Genomic DNA, 19,776 nt, shown 5'->3' with positions numbered 1-19,776 from the left:
TTAGCGTTGATTATCCCATATTAATCGAGGATCGAAATTTTTGGCGGCAAGCATGGTTAATACCACGACCGCAGCAAATGCTGTTGCCGCAGGCCCTGCGATAACCTGAGCCACACTGCCCATGTCAACCAAAGACACAAGAATTGAAATCATAAAAATATCCAACATTGACCAGCGGCCTACAAAAGCGATAATTCGGTACATGATAGTCCATTTTTTTGCATGGGCTTGCCAGCGATAATGAACGAGGAGTAACAGCAGACTGAGCCCCAGTAATTTTAATAAGGGTACCAGAATGCTGGCGACCAGAACCAGAATGGCTATGGGCACCATGTTGCCGTGAATTAACGCCATAATGCCGCCGATAATAGTGTGCGGCTCACCGACGCCCAGGCGCGTAACGGTCATGATCGGGAAAATATTGGCCGGAATATACAAACAGAAGGCACTCAGCAGCAATGCGGCGGTACGTTGAAAACTATTGGGCAGCCGCGGATGCAAATGGCCGCCGCATAACCGGCAAAGCCTGCTTTTGTCGGACTGTTTCGATAAACAGCCGCAATCATGACAACGGATAAAACCCTGAGCCAGGGCAGTTTTTTTGAATTTCATTTTCTTAATTGCCCGATTTGCCGCCAGAACAGAACCTTATCCAGACTGCTCGTCAGCATGCCGGTTACGATCAGCAAGGCAACGAATGCATAGAGCCCAAAACCGAATTTAAGTTCAGACGTGGAAGAAAGCTTAACGCAGGCGACAATAATTCCCAGCATATAAACTTCCAGCATCGCCCATTCATCCATGTGTTGCAACCAGCGCATCCAGTGGGCCAGATGCCGGCTCGGTTTTTTGAAATAAAGATGCGCGCTGATCAGCAAGGATAAAATAATATTCAGCAGCGGAAACAAAATGCTGGATAAAAACACCAGTACCGCGACGCCCCACAGGTGTTCTTCAAATAACGCAACCACGCCCGACCACAAGGTGCCATCCTTAGCGCCGCCCAGCATTTTGATGCCAACCAACGGCATCAAATTGGCCGGGAATATCAAAATCAACCCGGCGAAAGACAGCGCAAAAGTGCGCTCGATACTTTCTTTGCGGGGGCGTTGCAGCAGATAGCCGCAACGGGGACAGTGCGCCTTGTCACCGACCACAGGTTGGGCGGGGTTAAGCAATAAATCGCACTCGGGACAGGCGGTGAAGTCTATTTGATTCATGTTGCGGGTAATATTCAGTGTGTGGTTGCTATTATCCTCGCCAATGCGCCTGTTGTCATTTTGAGCTTTAGGGACGTGTGGATTCGCTACGCGCTCTAACGGGTCCGCCACAAATCCCTCTGGAACGGATTTGCATTTTAACCCGAAGGGCTTTGGGCAGGACAGCCCGCAGTGAATCCCTGCCGGAATGACGCGATGTGGTTTGTGTCGATACTTATGTCCGACATTTTCAATCGTTAATATGGCTACAGATTTCGGGTTACACTCGCCACTGTTCCACGATCGGACATCAAAATATCGGGCAACGAAAAGCGGTCGCCTAAAGCGCCTAATGTGGATGCCCGACCTGCAAAATTTTTGCACATCTTATTGAACCCCATAATACAACCGACAATTTCCATTCCCCGGTTGCAATAGTGCGGAACTGTCGATAAAGTTCTACTAACTATTTCGATTCCATGTATCCACCAGGAGGTATACACATGAAAATCCATTTTTACGGTCTGGGCTTGTTAGCCGCATTGTTTTGTCTGTCGGCATCGGCGGCTGAGTTTAATCGGGCATCTGTACAACACAAGCTTGCCAATGCTGAAAAAGGTCACCCCGCGCAGTTGCGCCGGAAAGATCTTACCGGACTGGATTTATCCGGACTGGATTTCAGGAATGCCGACCTATGGGGTTCGGATTTACGCAACGCCAATTTAAGCAACAGCGACTTGTCCGGTCTTAATCTGGATTTAACGGTGATGTCAAAAATTAACCTTTCCGGCGCTAATTTGTCCAACGTCAGTATTTTTGGCGTACATATGGGCGGCGCTAATTTGAGTAACGCCAATCTTACCGGCAGCCGGTTTATTGCCAATTTGGATCGTTCCAACCTTAGCCACGCCAATCTGTCCAATGCCAATTGGGGTGTTGATATGAAGAATCAACCTATGGGTTTAATGCGGGTCAGCTTGAATAATGCCAATTTATCGGGCGCTAATTTGTCTGATGCTAACCTTAATCGTGCGTTGATGCGCCATGCCAATCTTTCCGGGAGTGTGCTGAAAAACACGGTGTTATTTGGCGTTGATCTTTCCGGAGCCGATTTGACCGATGCCGATTTATCGGGAGCGGATTTGTCCGAAAGCAAATTGGAAGATGCTGATTTTACCGGCGCTAACCTGGCAGGTACCCGGTTTGGCGGTATCAAGGATAAATCGGTTTTGAAAGGCTTGATTTCCAGTAAAAATCTTGAAGCGGCTATTTTTGAGTGACAAAATAGAAGTAAGAAGCAAAAAGGGTGGCCGATCGGTTGCCCTTACACGATACCTGAATCATCATCCATTCTTGTGTTGCGCCCTCAGTAATTCAGCAAAATCTTCTGCCGGTACCGGCTTGCTGGTGAAATAACCCTGATAGGCATCGCAACCTTTCATTCGTAAAAAATCTAACTGTTCCTGCGTTTCTACGCCTTCCGCCAAAACTTTAAAGCCTAGAATATGCCCCATCGCAATAATAGTGGCGGTGATTTCCATGTCATCTTGAAGATGCGGAATATCGTCGATAAAGCTTTTGTCGATTTTCAGCACGTCTAATGGGAAGCGTTTGAGATAGGCCAGCGACGAATAACCGGTGCCGAAGTCGTCAATGGCCAGACGAATGCCCTGAGCACGCAGATTATTGAGCACTTCGACCGCTTTATCCTGATTATCCATTAATCCGCTTTCGGTCATTTCCAACTCCAATTGTCCGGCCGGAAAACCGGTTTCGGCCAGTACTTCCGCGACCAGCGCGTTAATATCGCAGCGACGAAACTGTTGCGGCGAGACATTGACCGCCAGGGTTAGCGGCAAAAAACCGTCTGCCAGCCAGCATTGACCTTGGCGACAGGTTTCACGCAACACCCATTCGCCAATGGCGAGAATCAGGCCGGTTTCTTCGGCAATGGGAATAAAATTAATCGGCGGGATAAGTCCTTCGGTTGGACTTTGCCAGCGCACCAGCGCTTCGGCACCGACGATCCGACCGCTGGCAATATCTATCTGCGGCTGGTAAAAAACCCGTAATTCCTGTTGTTCAATGCCTCGACGCAAGCGACCTTCCAAAGCGATACGCTTGCGCACGGAAATGGTAAGCTCTTCGGAGAAATAGGCGAAGCAGCCGCGTCCGGCCTGTTTGGCCTCGTACATGGCGGTATCGGCCTGTTCCATCAGGAGTTCAGGGTTATTGCCGTGTTGCGGATACAGACTAATGCCGATGCTGACGCCGATCTGTACCTCACGATCCGGCTCATGGTCGGCTTCATTGCTGCCGGGTAATTGAAACGGCCTGCTTAAATCGGCGACTATTTCTTCCGCCACCCGTGCCGCATCTTCGGGATGCGCAATATCTTCCAGCAACACGATAAATTCATCGCCGCCCAGGCGCGCCACCATGTCCACATCGCGCAGCCGGGTCTGGATACGACCGGCGACCTGTTGCAGCAACTCATCTCCGGCAGCATGGCCCAAGCTGTCATTAACGTCTTTAAAACGATCCAAATCGAGCATTAACAATGCCAATTGTTTGCCGTCGCGCCGTTCCACGTCGATGCCGTGTTTTAGGCGTTCCAGCAGAAAACGGCGGTTAGGCAGTTGCGTTAAGGAATCCTGCGTTGCAAGTTGGTTGAGTTCGTCTTGCAGTCGGGCGCTGACTAATGTGGACATAATAAGCAGTCGGGCGGTGCCGGTAATGAACAGCAACATAAAAAAGACCCTGTCAGGCTGATGCGGTGACAGTATGTAACTGCCTGTAGAGGCTGGCGTCATGATGAGGATGAACATGCGGATAAAATGGATAAATGCCTCTGCGCCAAGAAATCCAATCAGGAGGTTGGTTTCCATGATCAGCGCAAAGCTGCGCTGACGAAGGATGTCGCGAATTGCCAATAAGCTTGTCAGTATGATAAATACCGACATGGTTATCTGCCGCGCCGATACGGACGGCCAGACGACCATGAACAAACTGAGCAACACTGTAGCAGGCAGAACAAGCAGAGCGAATAACGACCAATGCCAGCGAAGTTCAAAAAAGCCGCGGATGCCTATCCATACGCAGACGCCGCCGCCAAGGATCAGTGAGTTTGCAATGACAATGGATACACTATCCGGAATAACGCCTCGCAGGCATAACCCCAGAAAGCCCATAAAAAATGCTATACAGGCACCAAGCCACCAGCCCGGCCCGACAAGAGTGGGGTGTCGACGAACCGTTACTGCAAAAGCAATGGCAAAAACCGCATCGACGATGAGATAAGCCATCAGGATTGTTAATAAATCAAATTTCATCGACTAAAATTATTTTTTAATATGCCTGATTGAGAGACGCTATTGTCAGTCCGGATAAATATTTGTTTTAGCGTGATTTTTTCGCCGCTTTAAAAGCCGGTACGCAGCCCCAAATAGAACGCTGCGCCGTTAAAATTAAAATCATTAATCTCGGGAGTACGTTCATCGGTGATATTTTCGCCGCGTAAATATAAATCCGTTTTCGACGTCAGCTGATATTTTAGCAGGGCGTTGACGCGAGGCGCGGGACGGGCTCTTAGGGTATTGGCTACATCAAACCAGTAACCGCTACGAACGGTTAATTCCACCCGTAACTTTAACGGCCGTAACAATTGCACTTCATTCCAGAATACACTTTGGTGCTCGGGTCGTGCCGGTATGCGCAGCTGCGTTACCGGATTTTTGGTAGTCATATAACTGTAATTTAAACCGCTTTCCCAGACGCTGGTCCAGCGGTGTTGGGATTGCATCTCTGCGCCCCGGATATCCGCTTCCTGTATGTTACCCGCCCTGGATATGCCGGTTCTTGAATCCAGTTGCATGGTAATCATGTGCTGATAATTTTGATAATAAGCGCTCACCTTGACTTCACTCTCTGGCAATGGACGCCAGCGCCAGCCGATTTCACCGCCGGCATTATGCTCTCCCTGCAAAGCCCGATTGCCGAATACGGGGTGCACGAGTTCATTGACGCCGGGCTGGCGATAGCCGGTGCCGCCGTTGGCCCACACACTCATGTTTTGCGGCAAAGCCCGGTTCACGCCCAGCGAAAACACCTGATGATCGCCATAATCTTCGCCATGATCGAAACGTGCATCGGCGCTCCATTGCCAAGCGCCCATGCTTAATTCCCCACGCACGTTGGGACTGACCACCGTCTGTGTCACCGGCAAATTCAGTACCTGCTGGTGTTGGGTGTTAATCCCCCACACCAGCAACGCCTGATCCTGATTATCCGTGCTCAGCGGCAAGCGATGGGTGTTTTTCCAGTCCAGCATGAATAACTGGTTGGTCAGCGAAAACGGCCTGATTGCGGTCGATTCCATTTTTTGCCGATCTTGGGTAAAGCCGAATTGCAGCGAACTGTTCCAATACGAGGCCAGATCATATTGACCGCGCAACTGCGCCACCCAGGTCTCATCCGAAAACCGGCCGCGTTTATCGTCCACCCAGCCTATGGTGCGCCTTGGCAATACCAAACCGGGACCGTCGATGTCTTCACGGGTGCGTACAAAATAAACTGATGCATCCAGGCCGCCCCGGTTGAACGCTTTAGACCAGTTGCCCGAAGCATGGGTCATGCCGAAATCATCGCGTTCTGCACCGTTTTGTGCCTGGCTGACGCCGTTAAAAACATCGCTGCGCCCGACAACGGCCGAAAAATCCCCGGCCTTTGTCGTCAATCCGCTGCCGGCAGTACCGCGCACTGTGTCATAACTGCCTCCTTCAATACGCAAGAAGTTATCCTTTTCCTGTAGTTGTCGGGTTTGCAAGTGAATGGCTCCGCCGAGTGTACGGCTGCCATGCCGTTCGCCACCCGAGCCTCGCGTGACCGTTACCCGGTCTAAAGCATCCAGCGAATAATGGCTCAACGAGTAAAACCCGGCAAAATTGGCAAATAAGGGAACACCGTCCAAAGTGAGCAGACCTTGTCCGCCACTGGCGCCGCGTAAACTAATGCCGGTCATCATCTGGCCGCTGCCCTGACTGAGCATCAAGCCGCCCTGACTTCTTAATACCCCGTTAAGATTGGACATCTCGGTAGCCTGTAATGCATTTCTGTCTAATTGATTACGCATGCGCGGCTGTTCGATTAATTCCGGATAAACCAAGTCATCGTAAACCGTCATGGGATTTAATGAAATCTTGTCCTTGCCTACAGAAGGGGCGTGAGCACGACTGTCATGGATGCAGGAGGTAGAGCAATGCAGGAGCGATTGCCGAGGAGCGGAAGCTTCGCCTACAGGACGTAGGCGAGGGGCGTGAGCAGGAGCGGAAGCTTCGCCGGCTATTGCGCCGGTCGACAGGCACAGTAAAAAACCGTTCAGCACTACGGCAGGTGCCGGGTATTTTTTGCCGGATGACGCTCTTTGACGGCGTTTAAAATAGCGATGGGTTACGATCATGTGTTGGTTCCGGAATTTGACTTGTGTTACGGCGCTTGCTGCTGTTTACCCGCTATGAGCATGCGCCCCAGTGTGCGCAGTCCATCGGATGAAATATCCAGGCCGAACGGTGCGCCTAGTCTTTCAAGTTCGTAAATCACGTCGGTTGCCGCTATAAAAGTGATATAGCGTAAGCCTTGTATGCCGGGCAGTTCTTTGGCGATGATTTTTAATACCGGCGCCAGACGCCCCCAAGTATCGGTAAAAAATACCCGCACCGGATCGGCACCGTCCGTATCATGGTCTTTTAAGCCTGCCTGAAAAGCCTCCCGGGAATCCATCAGAATTTCCATCAGCGTTTCTTGGAGTTCCGGCGATTTTGTGTCGTCGGCTGCCTGTTTAATGGCTGAAGTCAAAAACGCATCCCATTGCTGCCAAGCGGATTGCCACTGTTTTTGTTCGGCCTCGCTAAAGGCAGCAGCAGGTTTTGCAACAGCCCTTTTGGCCGGTGCATTGAGATCAAGCTTAATGCCGATGCCATTATCTCCGGCATTGATGCTATTGAACCTGAGCGATTTGAGTATCTCCTTAACTTCCGCCGCATTATCCTTGGGTAAAAAATGCGCCAGCGTTTGTTCAATCTTGCCACGGGATTCGTTTAAATCGATTTTTACTGCGGCAAGCTTGGGTTCGGCAAAGCGTTTGATTAAATCCTGAAGTTTGGTGATGGTCAGATGATGGCCTTCACGATCATAGGCGGTCGCGCTGGTGATCGGAAAACTCAGTACGGAATGCCCCGAATCGAGCGTCGGCTGCTGAAAAGTTTCCAATACCCCTGCCCATTCCAGAACCGTTAAACATTGTCCGCCCAAGCTGGTTCCGAATCGCGCCTGGACTTCGTTTAACAGTTGGATTTGGCCGTTTTTGCCGTTAATGTCGGGATTGGAAAGCCTTAAATAACTGCACCCCTGGCGATCGTTCCACAGCTCTGCGGTACTGTCTTTGCCGGTATACAACTGGGAGATCAGTGCTTTTTTAATAAGACTGTAATCGATTTGCAAGGGAATGCTGAGTTGATTGGCTGTGCTGTTTCCGGCAAACAGCAGCAATATGCCAAAGGCAGTTGCTGTGAAATTTTTATGCATGAATTTTCTCCAGTAGATCGGGTTGTGTTACGTATACTGCGCCAATAATTAATGCGAATCTATTTCCCTCCACCACTTTCTGGTAAAACAGCAACCTCTGCCGGTATCGACTCAGGCTGTTTCTCGGGTATGTATTTGGGGCGCGTAAACTGACGACCCATGAATAAATCATTGCTTACCAGCGATACATCCTCCAGCCAGCGGGACGATAACTGGCAAGCTTCCGAATAGGGCGGCTCTTTGCACATATCCACAGTCCCGTTTGCCAGTATATTAAAATGCAGGCCCGGCAATGGCCGTACACGTATGCCGGGTAAAGGCGCGGTGTAATCCATGATGCTCGGTTCATTGAAGTTGAGCAGATCGAGTAAAAGCTTGGGCACTTGATAAAGCGGAAGGCTACCAAACTTAACCGGTCCGCGTTTACCGTCGATAATAAGCATCGGCGTACTCACATAGGTTTTGAACATGGTCGGCGAAAAGTCGCTACGATTGGCCGTCAGTACGCCTGATTCGACATAGCCTGCAAAATTTTCACCTAAAAAAGGCAGGTGATCGCCGAAAACCACGATAATGCCTTCCGGATCCCGTTTGCGCATTTCATTGATAAATACCATCAATTCCCGTGATTTATAATAAACCGTGTTGGCGTAGGCCGATACCTCCTCGATTGGAGACGGTGAACTGATTTTATTGGGGCGGCTTTCACTTAACGGATAATTCCAGTGTCCGAAATAAGTCACGATATAATCCAGGACCGGTTGCTCGGCATCCATCGACCCGGATATTTTCTCCAATACCTGGCGGTATAGCGTACTGTCAGACATAAATTCCCGATTCATGTCGTCCTGAACAAAATCCTCCAGCGACCAGTAAGTTTGGAAGCCCATGCGTTTATAAGCATTAACACGGTTCCAAAACACCGGTACGTTGGGGTGCGAAGCGATGGTGCGGTAGCCTTTGTCGGCAAGGATATGCGGCAAACAAGGCACATCATTAAGCAATTGGCGTTCAAATTTGACTGCGTCCTTTAGCGCCGGAAACCCGCATAACACTTCAAACTCGGAGTTAGCGGTAAAGCCGCCGAATACCGGGGCCAGCGCATGCGAGTATTCCGCGCTTTTCCAAAGTTCGCGAAACTCGGGTGAAAGAGGGTTTTGCTTGTACTTGGCTTTTTTTAGCGCGCTGGGGTCCCAGAAAGACTCCAGCAATACGATATGGATGTTGCGCGGCGTAAACGCTTTGGCGACGGGCTCTTTTTTTGGGGCGGCCAAGGATGATGAAGATGTTGCAACCGGTACGACTGCATGGGAGCAGGAGGCAGAGCCATGCAGGGAGCAGTTGCCGGGGGAATTGGCGGCCAGTAATTTGTCGGCGGCCTCCTGAGCCATATCGGCGTCAGGAATCACCTCAGCTGCCGCAAAATAACGTGCGCTTTCCAGTAGCGTATAAAGCGTTGCGCCGCGCCATACGTAATTTGAACGTTGATCCCATACTGAGTTGCCAAAGTAACCATCCAAAGGATCCAGTAGGGTGGCGGGCTTGTAAGTCACGGTGATGCCGAGCAAAATGACAGCCAAGCTGGCCAGATAGGAACTCCAATGGCGCATACTGAAATTGAACAACAACAGACTGGCAATGGCGGCTAGCGGTATGGCGGCGGCAAAAAATCGCCAGCCATCGAGTATTAAAAGCAGCGATTGCAGGGCAAAAACGTCATCTGGCATAATCGGCCCGCCAAAAAATGATATTTTTACCGCATTACCTATATATAATAACCCCATAAACAGCGCATGAATTACCAGAAAAATCCATACCCGTTTCGATAAGGCATAAAGCACGTAAGCGACAACCAGTTGCAGGAGGTAATCGTAAGGCACCGATGCAATCAATATTTGTACATCGAATTTGAAAGTGCTGATCAGGTAATACAACGCATAAAGCAGCGTTGTAGAAAGGAGAGGCAATAGCTTTAGGATCATTAAGTTAGAAAGTATGAATCTATTTGGTATATAAAACTTATTTTATCATAGAATTTAGCCCGTCTTGCTGAACGGCGGTGTAAAGTCGTTCTTGGCTTTGACCTTGCGCCTCCTGCTTCATCCATCATAGAATGGTCGTTTTTTTCACTTTTTTGGGGTACGCAATGTCAGATACAATTTGGTTCAGGACCGGCGAAGCGACGGTATTTTCCAGCGACGGCCAAGGCACGGACGCCATGCCCGAAATATTGATAGGTAGCGTGAAAGGCCCTGCCGGTAATGCGTTTGCCAACCTGATGGGGCAAACCGCAGGGCATACCCGGATGTTCGCCATTCGAGCCTGCAACCAGCAAGTTAAGCCTGCGACGATCATGGTTCCCAAAGTCACCATCAAGTCTACCGACTATGTCAATCTGTTCGGCGGTCCCGTGCAATCAGCAGTGGCGGATGCGGTTCTGGATAGCGTTATCGCCGGTGTTATTCCTGCCGATCAGGCTAATGAGCTGTGCATTATTGCAATGCTCTGGATTGCCCCTGAATGCGCCACCAATCCCGATCTGGATCGTAAAGATTTATATCGCACTAATTATGAAGCGATGAAACTGGCTATTTCCCGCGCCATGAGTAATTCGCCCAGCATTGAAGAGCTAATCGCCAACCGGCACAAAATTGTCCATGAAATGTACGACCCTGAAACCGGCGAGTCCCAGTGGTAAAAATAAGCCCGGCGGTTGAATTAAGTTAAGTTGTAGTGGGCAAACGGCTTTATCCTTTGCCCACGCGGAACCTTGACTACATCGATCTTTTGACAGCGATTATAATCAGGCTGATCGCATAAAGCCGTTACAACATCTACGCTTTTCCTTGAGTACAAAGACCATTACCATGAGCTTATTAATCAAATACCTTTCGCTTTGCTGGTTCAGAAATAACCCTGCTGACTTAGTTCCCACCAAATCATTTATGTGGAAAACAGTGGTGTTCTACCTTGTTTCGGGGATTATTGTGGAAGGTCTGATTGCCGACCCTGCCGATGGCACGCTGGAAGTTTCATTACGAACAATCATGGCGTTTTCATCCATCGCCATGTTATTGCTTGTCATCAGGAAATGGCAGTATTTTAATCAGCTGTTCACGGCTATTTTTGTCTGCGAAAACTTTATTATGACGCTGGCAATTGCCGCCGAAGCACTGGATTTTGTAATGGTGATGAACAAGGAAGAATACCGGGAAGAGATATCGATCAGTTTAGCCATATTGCTGGTGGGATGGTATTTGGCGATCGTCAGTTATATTTTGCGGCAGTTATTTTCGTATAAAATGAGCGTTAGCATTATTTTAGCGGTTAGCTATTTTGTTGCGACTTACGGTATTCCGATGCTGGTCATGGATATATAAAATCCAGTCGGTAATGCATGACCCTGCGAACAGTGTTGCGACGGGTTTAGCTCCCGCTCTACCCGTCCTGCGCAGCTATGTGGCTAGTCCTTAATCTGAGGATTATTGTCATGCCCCTGTTTTTTTGCATCCTTTATCGCTAATTGCAGCTCCAGACGTTGCTTTTCAAGTGTCAGTAATTCGATTTCCCTGCGAAGATAAATATCGGATTCTTTCTTCTTTTGATAACTTTCTTTTTGCATTTCAAGGCGCTGCTGTTCACGGCGTTTTTGGTTTTCAACGCCGGTATCGAATTCCAGTTGTTTCTGGCGTTGCTCAAAGGCTACTTGCTGAGCATGAATTTTATCCTTGGATTCTCTCCATCGGGCCTGCTGGTTTTCATATTTGGCAATATCGGCTTCCAGTTCTTTTTCTTTTAACTTGGCCTGGTGCGCCAATGATTCCATGTGAGTTTTTTGTTCTGCAAGCCTCAGGCTGGCTTCGTGTTTTTGTTGTTCCTCAATATCCGCTTCCAGCGTTATTTCCTTGAGGCTATTATCCTGTTTAACTTGTTTGGCGTGGAGTCGCTTTTCAATTTCAAATTGTTCGAGCAGCTGTTTTTCTTTTTCTTCCAGCAACAGCTTTCTATTTAAAGCTTCCTGAGCTTGCTTCAGGCGATCCAGTTCGGCATCGCGATTTAATTGATCAAGCTGCTTTTGTTTATGTTCCAGTTTTTGTTGCTCAATTTCTTGCTCCTGACGAAATAATTCCTCTCTTTTGGTGTCATTAAATTCAAAGCTTTTTTTAAGGACGCATAAATAAACATGTTCCTGAGCCAGTTGTACATCGGGAAATTCTTCAAATGAGGGTTTTAATGTGCATAATATTTGTGATTGGATATTTTGTAATATCAGCATTTCACTAGCCGCTAAAGAGATTTTATTTTCAATATCGGTTACGCCTTTTTGTACCCATGAGCCATCCGATAAATTAAGTAACTCTTTATTTATCAAATTGATAAGTAAATCTTCATAGGCTTTTTTTATATGCCCATTAATATCTGACAAAATGTCCATATTGCCAAGCGCATATTTCAGTGAAGCCTGAAATCGAATATCCAGCACTACGTCAATCGTGCAAAAACCGTCGTAAAGTTTAATTTGTTGAGTAATCAGCCAATTTTCAATCGGTAATGGATAAACGCGGTGATAAAAGCGTTTAATAAACCTTTCGGGGCGTAAAAATAATTTCCAATAAGGGCCGAATTTGGTATGGACAAGCTGACGATCCGCGTCAAAAACGGGTTCCCATACCTCTGAGATAGCGAGGTCGTCGTTTGCCAAGACGCCGTCAATAAACCATTTATCGATTTCAGTTCTGGAGCTATTCATCAGTATCTGCTTGTCTGGTAATGTTAGCCCCGGCTTTCAACTGATTAATTTTATCGCCCATTTTCTCGGCAATCAATGGGTAAAGATTAGGGGCGAATTCGACGGTTTTATCATCGATTTTTCTTAAAAATCCGCGACTTAATAATAAGCCTACGGCAAACATTCTTGACCAGTCGGAGTAACGTTTTGCCCGTTCCATTTCGGTTTTCTCAATGGTCATTTCAAGTTCGTCGTTTTTATTGATTCGAAACTCGGTAAATTGCCTTAGACATTCAAAAACAAGGTCTTCTTCTTCGGCGGTTAATGGACCGGGAGCAGTGAATTCAAGGCGGTATGACAGCAACACGGTGAAAAAATCAACCATCGCCGCGCAAGTGAAAGCGAATAGTGAAAACTCGGACCACATGGCCGCCGAAGGTTGGACATCGGCTGTAAACTGCTTGTAAGTCATCAATAAGGGCGCTTCCGGCAAGGACTGCCCAATGCTGCCGGATAACAGGTTGATCTTCAGTTGTACACTCTGGAAGTTCTCCAGCATTGCATAGTAGGCGCTCTCAATATTCGTCGCTACATCCAGATCACTGATGCTACTTTGAAGCTTTTGAACATCCTTGTCCAATTCAGAAAAGTCATGGTCAAGTTTTGTTTGTTGCTGCTTTTTCTCTTGATAAATCTGGTTGTAATGCTTCCAGAAAGGCCCTTCACCGACTTGATGTTTATAGCCTTCAACAATTTGCGCATGTGTTCCAAAATAGGCCTGCTGTACATCCAACGTCGCTTTTTCCATATCGGCACGCTGTTGTTTTATAACATTGCCTTTAATGACCAGGACGCGGTCTACGTAGGACTTTATATCGGTTCTGATTTGATTTAGACGGTTAATGTGTAGATTGTCCTGCTCTGAAATCTCATAAAATTTGAAATAAGAGAATGAAACCGAGGCTGTCAGCGCAATTAACAGGGAGCAAACCACCGAAAAATAGCGGAGGCGGTTGGCTTGCCAGTGAATTCCGGCAATTTCCAGCGAACAAATAACAATAATGGATTGAATGGCTATGGTAATAACCAGTGCAATCCACGGGGTAATAAAATGAGACAAGCCGTAGTAAGTGGTAAAGCCTGACGCGACACTCAGCATTAATACAATCGGAATCGTCCAGATCCTTAACATACCGACAAATAAGGTTTGGATACTGTTAATCAAATAGCCCACGCCTGAAGCTCTTATTTTTGAGAATTCGGAATTTTTCATTTTAAGGTAGTGATTTTCAGGCTTGTGGTGTCGGGTTGAAAGATCGATCGCTATATTTTCATCTTACATCATCTTATATCAATGTCAGAATTGATTTTTTCGCTAAAAATAACGATAAATCAAGAAAATGAAAGTACTCGTGCAGGAGCGGGCGTCCAAAGCGGGCGCTTTAGGCCGAAACCGCTCTTGCTGTTGTTTCTTATATTAATAGATGATTTTTTGATCTTTTAACGCGCTGTAAATATCATCGATAGCCAGTGTATCGCTGTCAAAATTCATATCCGCCAGATTGGCGCTGTCATTAACGCATAAACAAATCAACCCGGCATTTTTGATGGCGACTATCAGCGATGTATTTTGGGTTTCTAAAACAGTCGATGCATGACCGTTGTCGAATAACTTCCGCTCCAGTTGATAAGCGACTTCTTTGCTGTTTGAGCCGGTCAAAGCAATTGCTGTGGCTGTTTGACTGAAGCGAGCCGCGCGTTCTTCCGGGCTGACCGGTTGCAAACTTTCTTCATCGGTGCTGCCGGTAATCATGCCGGCGCCGACGGTGCCGTTGGTCAGGCGGTCGATGATAATGAATGCGCCGGTGCCTTTATGGCTCAGGTAAGGATCAAACACCACCGGCGCGTTCACTGAAACCGTGCAGGAACCGATTTCATTCAAGTGCAATTCGGTCGCGTCATGGTGTTCGAGAGTGTTGACGTCGATTCTATGGTGAATCATCGCGACAGAACCCGACACGCTGCGCGTCGCCAGCTTGATAGTATATTGCCGACCCGGCGCCAGCGCATTTTCAGCCATCCAGACGATAGTGGCTTTGAATTTGTCCGAGACGGTTGCCGGAGTTTGTTCGCTGCCGATCAGCATATCGCCACGGCTAATATCGATCTCGTCTTCCAGCGTCAAGGTGACGGCCATCGGTGAAAAGGCTTGCTCCAGTTCGCCGTCATAGGTCACGATGGACTTGATTTTACTGCTTTTGCCTGAGGGCAGGGCAGTGATCTTATCGCCTTTTTTGAAAATGCCGGAGGCTACCGTGCCGCAAAAACCGCGAAAATCGAGATTGGGACGGTTGACGTACTGAACCGGAAAACGGGCGTCGCTGAAATTGCGGTCATTGGCGATTTCGATGCTGTTGAGCGCTTCCATTAACGGCATGCCGGTAAACCAGGGCATGTATTCGCTGGGATTGACCACGTTATCGCCGTCCAGCGCCGACATCGGGATAAAGGTGATGTCCTGCAAAGCCAGCGACTGGGTGAAATTCAGATAATCCTGTTTGATTTTGTCAAAGGTCGCTTCGCTGTACTCAACCAAATCCATTTTATTGACGGCAACAATGATGTGATGAATGCCCAGTAATGACGCGATAAAGCTGTGCCGTTTGGTCTGGGTTTGCACGCCGTAACGGGCGTCGATCAGGATAATCGCCAAATCGCAGGTTGAAGCGCCGGTCGCCATGTTGCGGGTGTATTGCTCGTGCCCCGGTGTGTCGGCAATAATGAACTTACGCGTGGCGGTGGAAAAATAACGGTAGGCCACGTCAATGGTAATGCCTTGTTCGCGCTCGGCTTGCAGGCCGTCAACCAGCAAGGCCAGGTCGATCTTGCCTGCGCCGGTGGTGCCTGATTTGACGCTGTCGGCCTGAACGGCGGCCAGTTGATCTTCATAGATCATTTTGGAGTCGTGCAGCAGACGGCCGATCAGCGTACTTTTGCCGTCGTCGACATTGCCGCAGGTTAAAAAGCGCAATAATTCCTTGCGTTCATGTTGCGCCAGATAGGCGTCAATATCGGTACTGATTAAATCGGATTGGTGGGACATGGGTTAGGTTCAAGGTTAAAGGTTCAAGGTAAAAGGTTCGATGTCAAGATATGCGGGCTTTGATTAGGCCTGATAGCATCTTTGATATTTCTTGGGCTTCTTGTATCCAGTTTAATCCGGCTTGTTTGTGGATATATCCAATTTCCATGCCGATATAAATCTGAGTGCGCAGCTCGCCCGCTGAGCCTTTAGCGTAATAGAAAAATTTAGTTGCATCTTTGTTTGTATTTCGTTCATAACCTTCGGCAATATTGCTGGGTATGGATAATGCGCTACGGGTAATTTGGTCTTTAAAACCGGAGTCTCTGCATTCTTTAAGGGTTTTATAAATTTCCACGCACAATCTACATGCGCGTTTCCAAACGTCCAAATCTTCAAATCGCATGCCGTTTCAAACCTTGAACCTTGCCCCCTTGAACCTTTTACCTGCTTTTAAAAATACCCTTCGCGCTTTTTCTGCTCCATGGAACCGGATTGGTCGTGGTCTATCAACCGTCCCTGGCGTTCCGAGGTGGTGGTTAACAGCATTTCCTGAATGATTTCCGGCAGCGTGGTGGCGGTCGATTCAACTGCGCCGGTCAACGGATAACAGCCCAAGGTACGGAAACGCACCATTTTCATTTCAACTTTTTCATCAGGGCCGATCGGCATGCGCTCATCGTCAACCATGATTAACATGCCGTCGCGGTTAACGACCGGGCGTTCTTTGGCAAAATACAATGGCACGATGGGGATATTTTCCAAATGGATGTATTGCCAGATGTCCAGTTCCGTCCAGTTGGACAGCGGGAATACCCGAATGCTTTCGCCCTTGTCTATTTTTCCGTTGTAGATGTTCCACAATTCGGGGCGCTGGTTTTTGGGGTCCCAGCGATGGTTCTTGTCGCGGAACGAATACACCCGTTCCTTGGCGCGCGATTTTTCCTCGTCGCGCCGCGCGCCGCCGAAAGCCGCATCAAATTGGTATTTATTCAGCGCCTGCTTGAGGCCCTCGGTTTTCATCACGTCGGTGTGTGTTTTACTGCCGTGGGAAAAAGGCCCGATACCCTGATCTACGCCGTCCTGATTCACATGAATCAGCAGCTCCAGACCCAGATTCTTGACCATCTGGTCGCGAAACTCGATCATTTCCTTAAACTTCCAGGTGGTATCCACATGCAGCAAAGGGAAAGGCGGCTTGCCGGGGTAGAAAGCCTTCATGGTCAAATGCAACATGACGGCAGAGTCTTTGCCGACGGAATACAACATCACCGGACGTTCAAATTCGGCCGCAACTTCACGAATAATATGAATACTTTCAGCTTCCAGCTGTTTAAGGTGTGTCAGTTTATAATCAGTCATTAAAAGTCCGTCAGGTTTGGAGATCACGCTATATTTATTGAATACGCTCAATAAGAAGTCGGTTATTTTAATTTGAACGGGCTTTTAATGCCAGATTTGCTTGGGATTTATTGATGGTTGAACCTGTTTTTAGGCAAATAGTGAATTCTTGGGGAATAACTTAAGACGGTTATTTATCTGATTTGCAGCTGATAATTTATCCGGCGTTTTAGTGAGGCTAAGTTTTAGTTAATAGCACCTCTTGATGATATTATTTATCGGCTAATGCGCATATAAATTAGGGGATACATGAGCAATTTGGATTTAAATGCTGTTTCAATAAAGGATATTACCCAAACCAGTTTATTGACCTGCCTGCCAAGTGAGACGATGCACGAGGCTGCCGTCAAAATGGCGGAGCGAAATTGTAGCGCTATTTTGATTGTAGTTGATGATGAAATCATCGGTATCTGGACGGAACGGGATGTGTTGAAAGTTGACTTCTCGTCGCCTGATGCACGCTCCAGACCCGTATCCGAGGGCATGAGCAGTCCGGTTATCTGTGTTAATGAGAATGCGAGCCTGGAGGAAGTTTCGCTTAAGTTTAAAAAAGATGGCGTTCGCCATTATGTCGTAACCGATGATCAAGGCAAGCAGCGGGGCCTCATTTCTCAAACTGATGTGGTCAAGAAACACAATTTTGAGTTTTTCCTGGTTTTAAAAACGGCGGGCAGTGTATTAAAACCTATTCCGCCGATGATCCAATCAACGCAGAGCGTGGCACAAGCGAGCAAGCTTATGCAGTCTTCGCATTCGGATGCGATAAGAGTTGAATTTCCCGATGAATCAGTCGGCATTCTGACTGAACGGGATGTGGTCAAGGCACTGGCTTCTTTAATGCTGAACCCAATCGTTGCGGATTATGCGAGCAGGGATCTTGTTACCGTTAATGAGCATGAAAGCCTTTACCACGCCAAGAAAACGATGCTTCTAAACGATTTTCGGCATCTTGGCGTCAGTGACAATAAAAATAATTTAATCGGCATTATCAATCTGACTGACATATTGGCGGGATTTCGCAGTACTTATGTCGAAGAGCTTAAAGAATCCCTGGCGCATAGGGATGCATTGTTAAAAGACTCGTTAAAGAGTCTTTGTTTAGCGAAAAAGATTATCGATAACACTCAGGAAGGCGTTATCACCACCGATAAATATGTCGTTATTCAGACATGTAACTCCGGCTTTACCCGGATTACCGGTTACACGGAAGAGGAAGTCATCGGTAAAACCCCGGCCATTATCAGCTCGGGACGGCACGATAAAAAGTTTTACTATGCAATGTGGGAAAAAATTAATAAACAGGGTTTCTGGCAAGGCGAAATCTGGAACCGGCGCAAAAACGGCGAGGTTTATCCTGAGTTGCTGACCATTACCGAAATCAGGGATGATGAAACCAATGAGATCAGCAATTACGCGGCTATTTTCAGCGATATTAGCCAGTTAAAAAATGATGAAGAAGAAATTAAGCGCCTGGCTTTTTATGATCCTTTAACTGAGCTGCCCAATCGACGTTTATTAAATGATCGCTTGGCTCAGGAGTTGGCGATTACCGGAAGGTCCGGAAAGAACGGCGCGCTTTTTTTTATCGATCTCGATCATTTCAAGAATATTAATGAAACCCTGGGGCATTCGGCCGGGGACAGGGTTCTCGTGGAAGTCGCCTATCGATTAAAGATCGGCGTCAGGGATTGCGATACGGTCGCCCGTATCAGCAGCGATGAGTTTGTGGTTATTTTGACCGAATTGAGCGAGCAAATCGAACTGGCATGTAATGAAGCCCGGCATGTTGCGGAGAAACTGCAACGGGCTATTTGCCAGGTTTATTCGGTCATGAACCACAAGCTTTATATTTCTTCCAGTATCGGCATTGCGATGTTTTCCGAGAACTCCCCTGATGACTTGCTTAAACAGGCCGGTACGGCAATGTATCGCGCTAAAGAAAGTGGTCGCAATATGTTGCAGTTTTTTCAGGACAGTATGCAGGAAGCCGCTATGGAAAGGATGCTGATCGAAAAGGAGCTGCGGCAGGCATTGGATGAAAATCAGCTGTCTTTGTATTATCAGCCGCAGGTTGATTATCACGGCAACCTTATGGGGGCGGAAGCCCTTATTCGCTGGAATCACCCGAAAAAAGGTTTTATTCCGCCCGATAAGTTTATTCCTATTGCGGAAGAATGCGGTTTGATTCAGGCGGTGGGTGCCTGGGTGCTTGAGCAGTCATTTATTCATCTTAGGCAGTGGGATAGGCAGCAGGTGCATTTGCCTCATCTGGCGATTAATATCAGTCCGAGGCAGTTTTATCATGGCGACTTTATGGGCATACTTGGCAGGCTTGTTAAGCAGTACCAGATAAGTCCGTCAAGAATCATGCTGGAATTTACCGAAGGGTTGTTGATGAATGATGTCGATGCCGCTATCGATAGAATCAAGCAGTTGAAAAAATTGGGTTATACCTTTTCAATAGACGATTTCGGCACCGGATATTCCTCATTGAGTTATCTGAAACATTTGCCGGTGGATCAGTTAAAAATTGATAAATCCTTTGTGGAGGATATTACCAAAAATGAAGATGATGCTGTTTTTGTGGGTACCATTATTGCGATAGCCCAGCATATGAATCTGGGTGTTGTTGCGGAAGGTGTTGAATCGAAAATGGAGCTGGAGTTTTTAAAACAAAATGGATGTCTTTGCTATCAGGGCTATTATTTCAGCAAGCCATTGCCGGAAGACCAGTTTTTTGAACACTGGTTGAGAAAGGCAAAGCAATAATTTAGTGATATATT

15 protein-coding genes are annotated in these 19,776 nt (G+C 47.6%); 4 read left to right on the top strand and 11 right to left on the bottom strand.

Annotation, left to right across the window (positions count from 1 at the left end; all coding sequences use genetic code 11):
- Positions 1 to 612, bottom strand: coding sequence for a paraquat-inducible protein A (locus tag Q8L79_RS07155; protein ID WP_305269561.1), 612 nt, complete (start codon positions 610 to 612; stop codon positions 1 to 3).
- Positions 609 to 1,220, bottom strand: coding sequence for a paraquat-inducible protein A (locus Q8L79_RS07150; RefSeq protein WP_305269584.1), 612 nt, complete (start codon positions 1,218 to 1,220; stop codon positions 609 to 611). Before Q8L79_RS07150 ends, Q8L79_RS07155 begins: the two co-directional genes overlap by 4 nt.
- Positions 1,221 to 1,702: 482 nt before the next feature.
- On the opposite strand from Q8L79_RS07150, the gene Q8L79_RS07145 reads away from it, so the two are divergent.
- Positions 1,703 to 2,479, top strand: coding sequence for a pentapeptide repeat-containing protein (locus tag Q8L79_RS07145; protein WP_305269558.1), 777 nt, complete (start codon positions 1,703 to 1,705; stop codon positions 2,477 to 2,479).
- Positions 2,480 to 2,542: 63 nt separating this feature from the next.
- Here Q8L79_RS07145 and Q8L79_RS07140 read toward each other — a convergent pair whose 3' ends face one another.
- The 4 genes from Q8L79_RS07140 to Q8L79_RS07125 all read right to left on the bottom strand — a co-directional run bounded on the left by Q8L79_RS07140 (position 2,543) and on the right by Q8L79_RS07125 (position 9,763).
- Entirely contained in the window at positions 2,543 to 4,531 is a 1,989-nt protein-coding gene (locus Q8L79_RS07140) for a bifunctional diguanylate cyclase/phosphodiesterase (protein WP_305269557.1), read from the bottom strand.
- Between the two features lie 89 nt (positions 4,532 to 4,620).
- Positions 4,621 to 6,657, bottom strand: coding sequence for a TonB-dependent receptor (locus Q8L79_RS07135; RefSeq protein WP_305269555.1), 2,037 nt, complete (start codon positions 6,655 to 6,657; stop codon positions 4,621 to 4,623).
- Positions 6,658 to 6,683: 26 nt separating this feature from the next.
- Complete coding sequence (locus Q8L79_RS07130; RefSeq protein ID WP_305269552.1) at positions 6,684 to 7,781, bottom strand: hypothetical protein; 1,098 nt, start codon at positions 7,779 to 7,781, stop codon at positions 6,684 to 6,686.
- A 59-nt stretch (positions 7,782 to 7,840) separates the two neighbouring features.
- Positions 7,841 to 9,763, bottom strand: a complete 1,923-nt coding sequence (locus Q8L79_RS07125; RefSeq protein WP_305269549.1) for an LTA synthase family protein — start codon at positions 9,761 to 9,763, stop codon at positions 7,841 to 7,843.
- A 164-nt stretch (positions 9,764 to 9,927) separates the two neighbouring features.
- On the opposite strand from Q8L79_RS07125, the gene fae reads away from it, so the two are divergent.
- The gene (gene fae, locus Q8L79_RS07120; RefSeq protein WP_305269547.1) at positions 9,928 to 10,479 is read left to right on the top strand and encodes a formaldehyde-activating enzyme; all 552 of its coding nucleotides are present in this window, start codon (positions 9,928 to 9,930) and stop codon (positions 10,477 to 10,479) included.
- Positions 10,480 to 10,648: 169 nt separating this feature from the next.
- The gene (locus tag Q8L79_RS07115) at positions 10,649 to 11,161 is read left to right on the top strand and encodes a hypothetical protein (protein ID WP_305269544.1); all 513 of its coding nucleotides are present in this window, start codon (positions 10,649 to 10,651) and stop codon (positions 11,159 to 11,161) included.
- A gap of 83 nt (positions 11,162 to 11,244) precedes the next feature.
- Here the strand turns inward: Q8L79_RS07115 and Q8L79_RS07110 are convergent, their stop codons facing one another.
- From Q8L79_RS07110 to cysD, 5 genes are all read right to left on the bottom strand, one after another.
- Complete coding sequence (locus Q8L79_RS07110) at positions 11,245 to 12,531, bottom strand: hypothetical protein (protein WP_305269541.1); 1,287 nt, start codon at positions 12,529 to 12,531, stop codon at positions 11,245 to 11,247.
- The gene (locus Q8L79_RS07105) at positions 12,524 to 13,783 is read right to left on the bottom strand and encodes a hypothetical protein (protein ID WP_305269538.1); all 1,260 of its coding nucleotides are present in this window, start codon (positions 13,781 to 13,783) and stop codon (positions 12,524 to 12,526) included. Before Q8L79_RS07105 ends, Q8L79_RS07110 begins: the two co-directional genes overlap by 8 nt.
- A gap of 204 nt (positions 13,784 to 13,987) precedes the next feature.
- A complete protein-coding gene (gene cysN / locus Q8L79_RS07100; RefSeq protein WP_305269536.1) occupies positions 13,988 to 15,613 on the bottom strand; it encodes a sulfate adenylyltransferase subunit CysN in 1,626 nt (541 codons plus the stop codon).
- Between the two features lie 43 nt (positions 15,614 to 15,656).
- A complete protein-coding gene (locus Q8L79_RS07095) occupies positions 15,657 to 15,998 on the bottom strand; it encodes a four helix bundle protein (RefSeq protein WP_305269533.1) in 342 nt (113 codons plus the stop codon).
- Between the two features lie 47 nt (positions 15,999 to 16,045).
- A complete protein-coding gene (gene cysD, locus Q8L79_RS07090; RefSeq protein ID WP_305269530.1) occupies positions 16,046 to 16,954 on the bottom strand; it encodes a sulfate adenylyltransferase subunit CysD in 909 nt (302 codons plus the stop codon).
- A 288-nt stretch (positions 16,955 to 17,242) separates the two neighbouring features.
- On the opposite strand from cysD, the gene Q8L79_RS07085 reads away from it, so the two are divergent.
- Entirely contained in the window at positions 17,243 to 19,762 is a 2,520-nt protein-coding gene (locus Q8L79_RS07085; protein ID WP_305269529.1) for an EAL domain-containing protein, read from the top strand.
- The last annotated feature ends 14 nt before the right edge of the window (positions 19,763 to 19,776 follow it).

The organism is Methylobacter sp. (genome assembly GCF_030680395.1).
In the GTDB taxonomy this organism is placed as follows: Bacteria; Pseudomonadota; Gammaproteobacteria; order Methylococcales; family Methylomonadaceae; genus Methylobacter_A.
The sequence above is the reverse complement of the archived record's forward strand: the minus strand, read 5'-3'. Positions and strand labels throughout refer to the sequence as shown.

Coding starts and splice junctions, on each gene's coding strand:
- Q8L79_RS07155 (WP_305269561.1), bottom strand. CDS start 612: ATGAAATTCAAAAAAACTGCCCTGGCTCAGGGTTTTATCCGTTGTCAT.
- Q8L79_RS07150 (WP_305269584.1), bottom strand. CDS start 1,220: ATGAATCAAATAGACTTCACCGCCTGTCCCGAGTGCGATTTATTGCTT.
- Q8L79_RS07145 (WP_305269558.1), top strand. CDS start 1,703: ATGAAAATCCATTTTTACGGTCTGGGCTTGTTAGCCGCATTGTTTTGT.
- Q8L79_RS07140 (WP_305269557.1), bottom strand. CDS start 4,531: ATGAAATTTGATTTATTAACAATCCTGATGGCTTATCTCATCGTCGAT.
- Q8L79_RS07135 (WP_305269555.1), bottom strand. CDS start 6,657: ATGATCGTAACCCATCGCTATTTTAAACGCCGTCAAAGAGCGTCATCC.
- Q8L79_RS07130 (WP_305269552.1), bottom strand. CDS start 7,781: ATGCATAAAAATTTCACAGCAACTGCCTTTGGCATATTGCTGCTGTTT.
- Q8L79_RS07125 (WP_305269549.1), bottom strand. CDS start 9,763: ATGATCCTAAAGCTATTGCCTCTCCTTTCTACAACGCTGCTTTATGCG.
- fae (WP_305269547.1), top strand. CDS start 9,928: ATGTCAGATACAATTTGGTTCAGGACCGGCGAAGCGACGGTATTTTCC.
- Q8L79_RS07115 (WP_305269544.1), top strand. CDS start 10,649: ATGAGCTTATTAATCAAATACCTTTCGCTTTGCTGGTTCAGAAATAAC.
- Q8L79_RS07110 (WP_305269541.1), bottom strand. CDS start 12,531: ATGAATAGCTCCAGAACTGAAATCGATAAATGGTTTATTGACGGCGTC.
- Q8L79_RS07105 (WP_305269538.1), bottom strand. CDS start 13,783: ATGAAAAATTCCGAATTCTCAAAAATAAGAGCTTCAGGCGTGGGCTAT.
- cysN (WP_305269536.1), bottom strand. CDS start 15,613: ATGTCCCACCAATCCGATTTAATCAGTACCGATATTGACGCCTATCTG.
- Q8L79_RS07095 (WP_305269533.1), bottom strand. CDS start 15,998: ATGCGATTTGAAGATTTGGACGTTTGGAAACGCGCATGTAGATTGTGC.
- cysD (WP_305269530.1), bottom strand. CDS start 16,954: ATGACTGATTATAAACTGACACACCTTAAACAGCTGGAAGCTGAAAGT.
- Q8L79_RS07085 (WP_305269529.1), top strand. CDS start 17,243: ATGAGCAATTTGGATTTAAATGCTGTTTCAATAAAGGATATTACCCAA.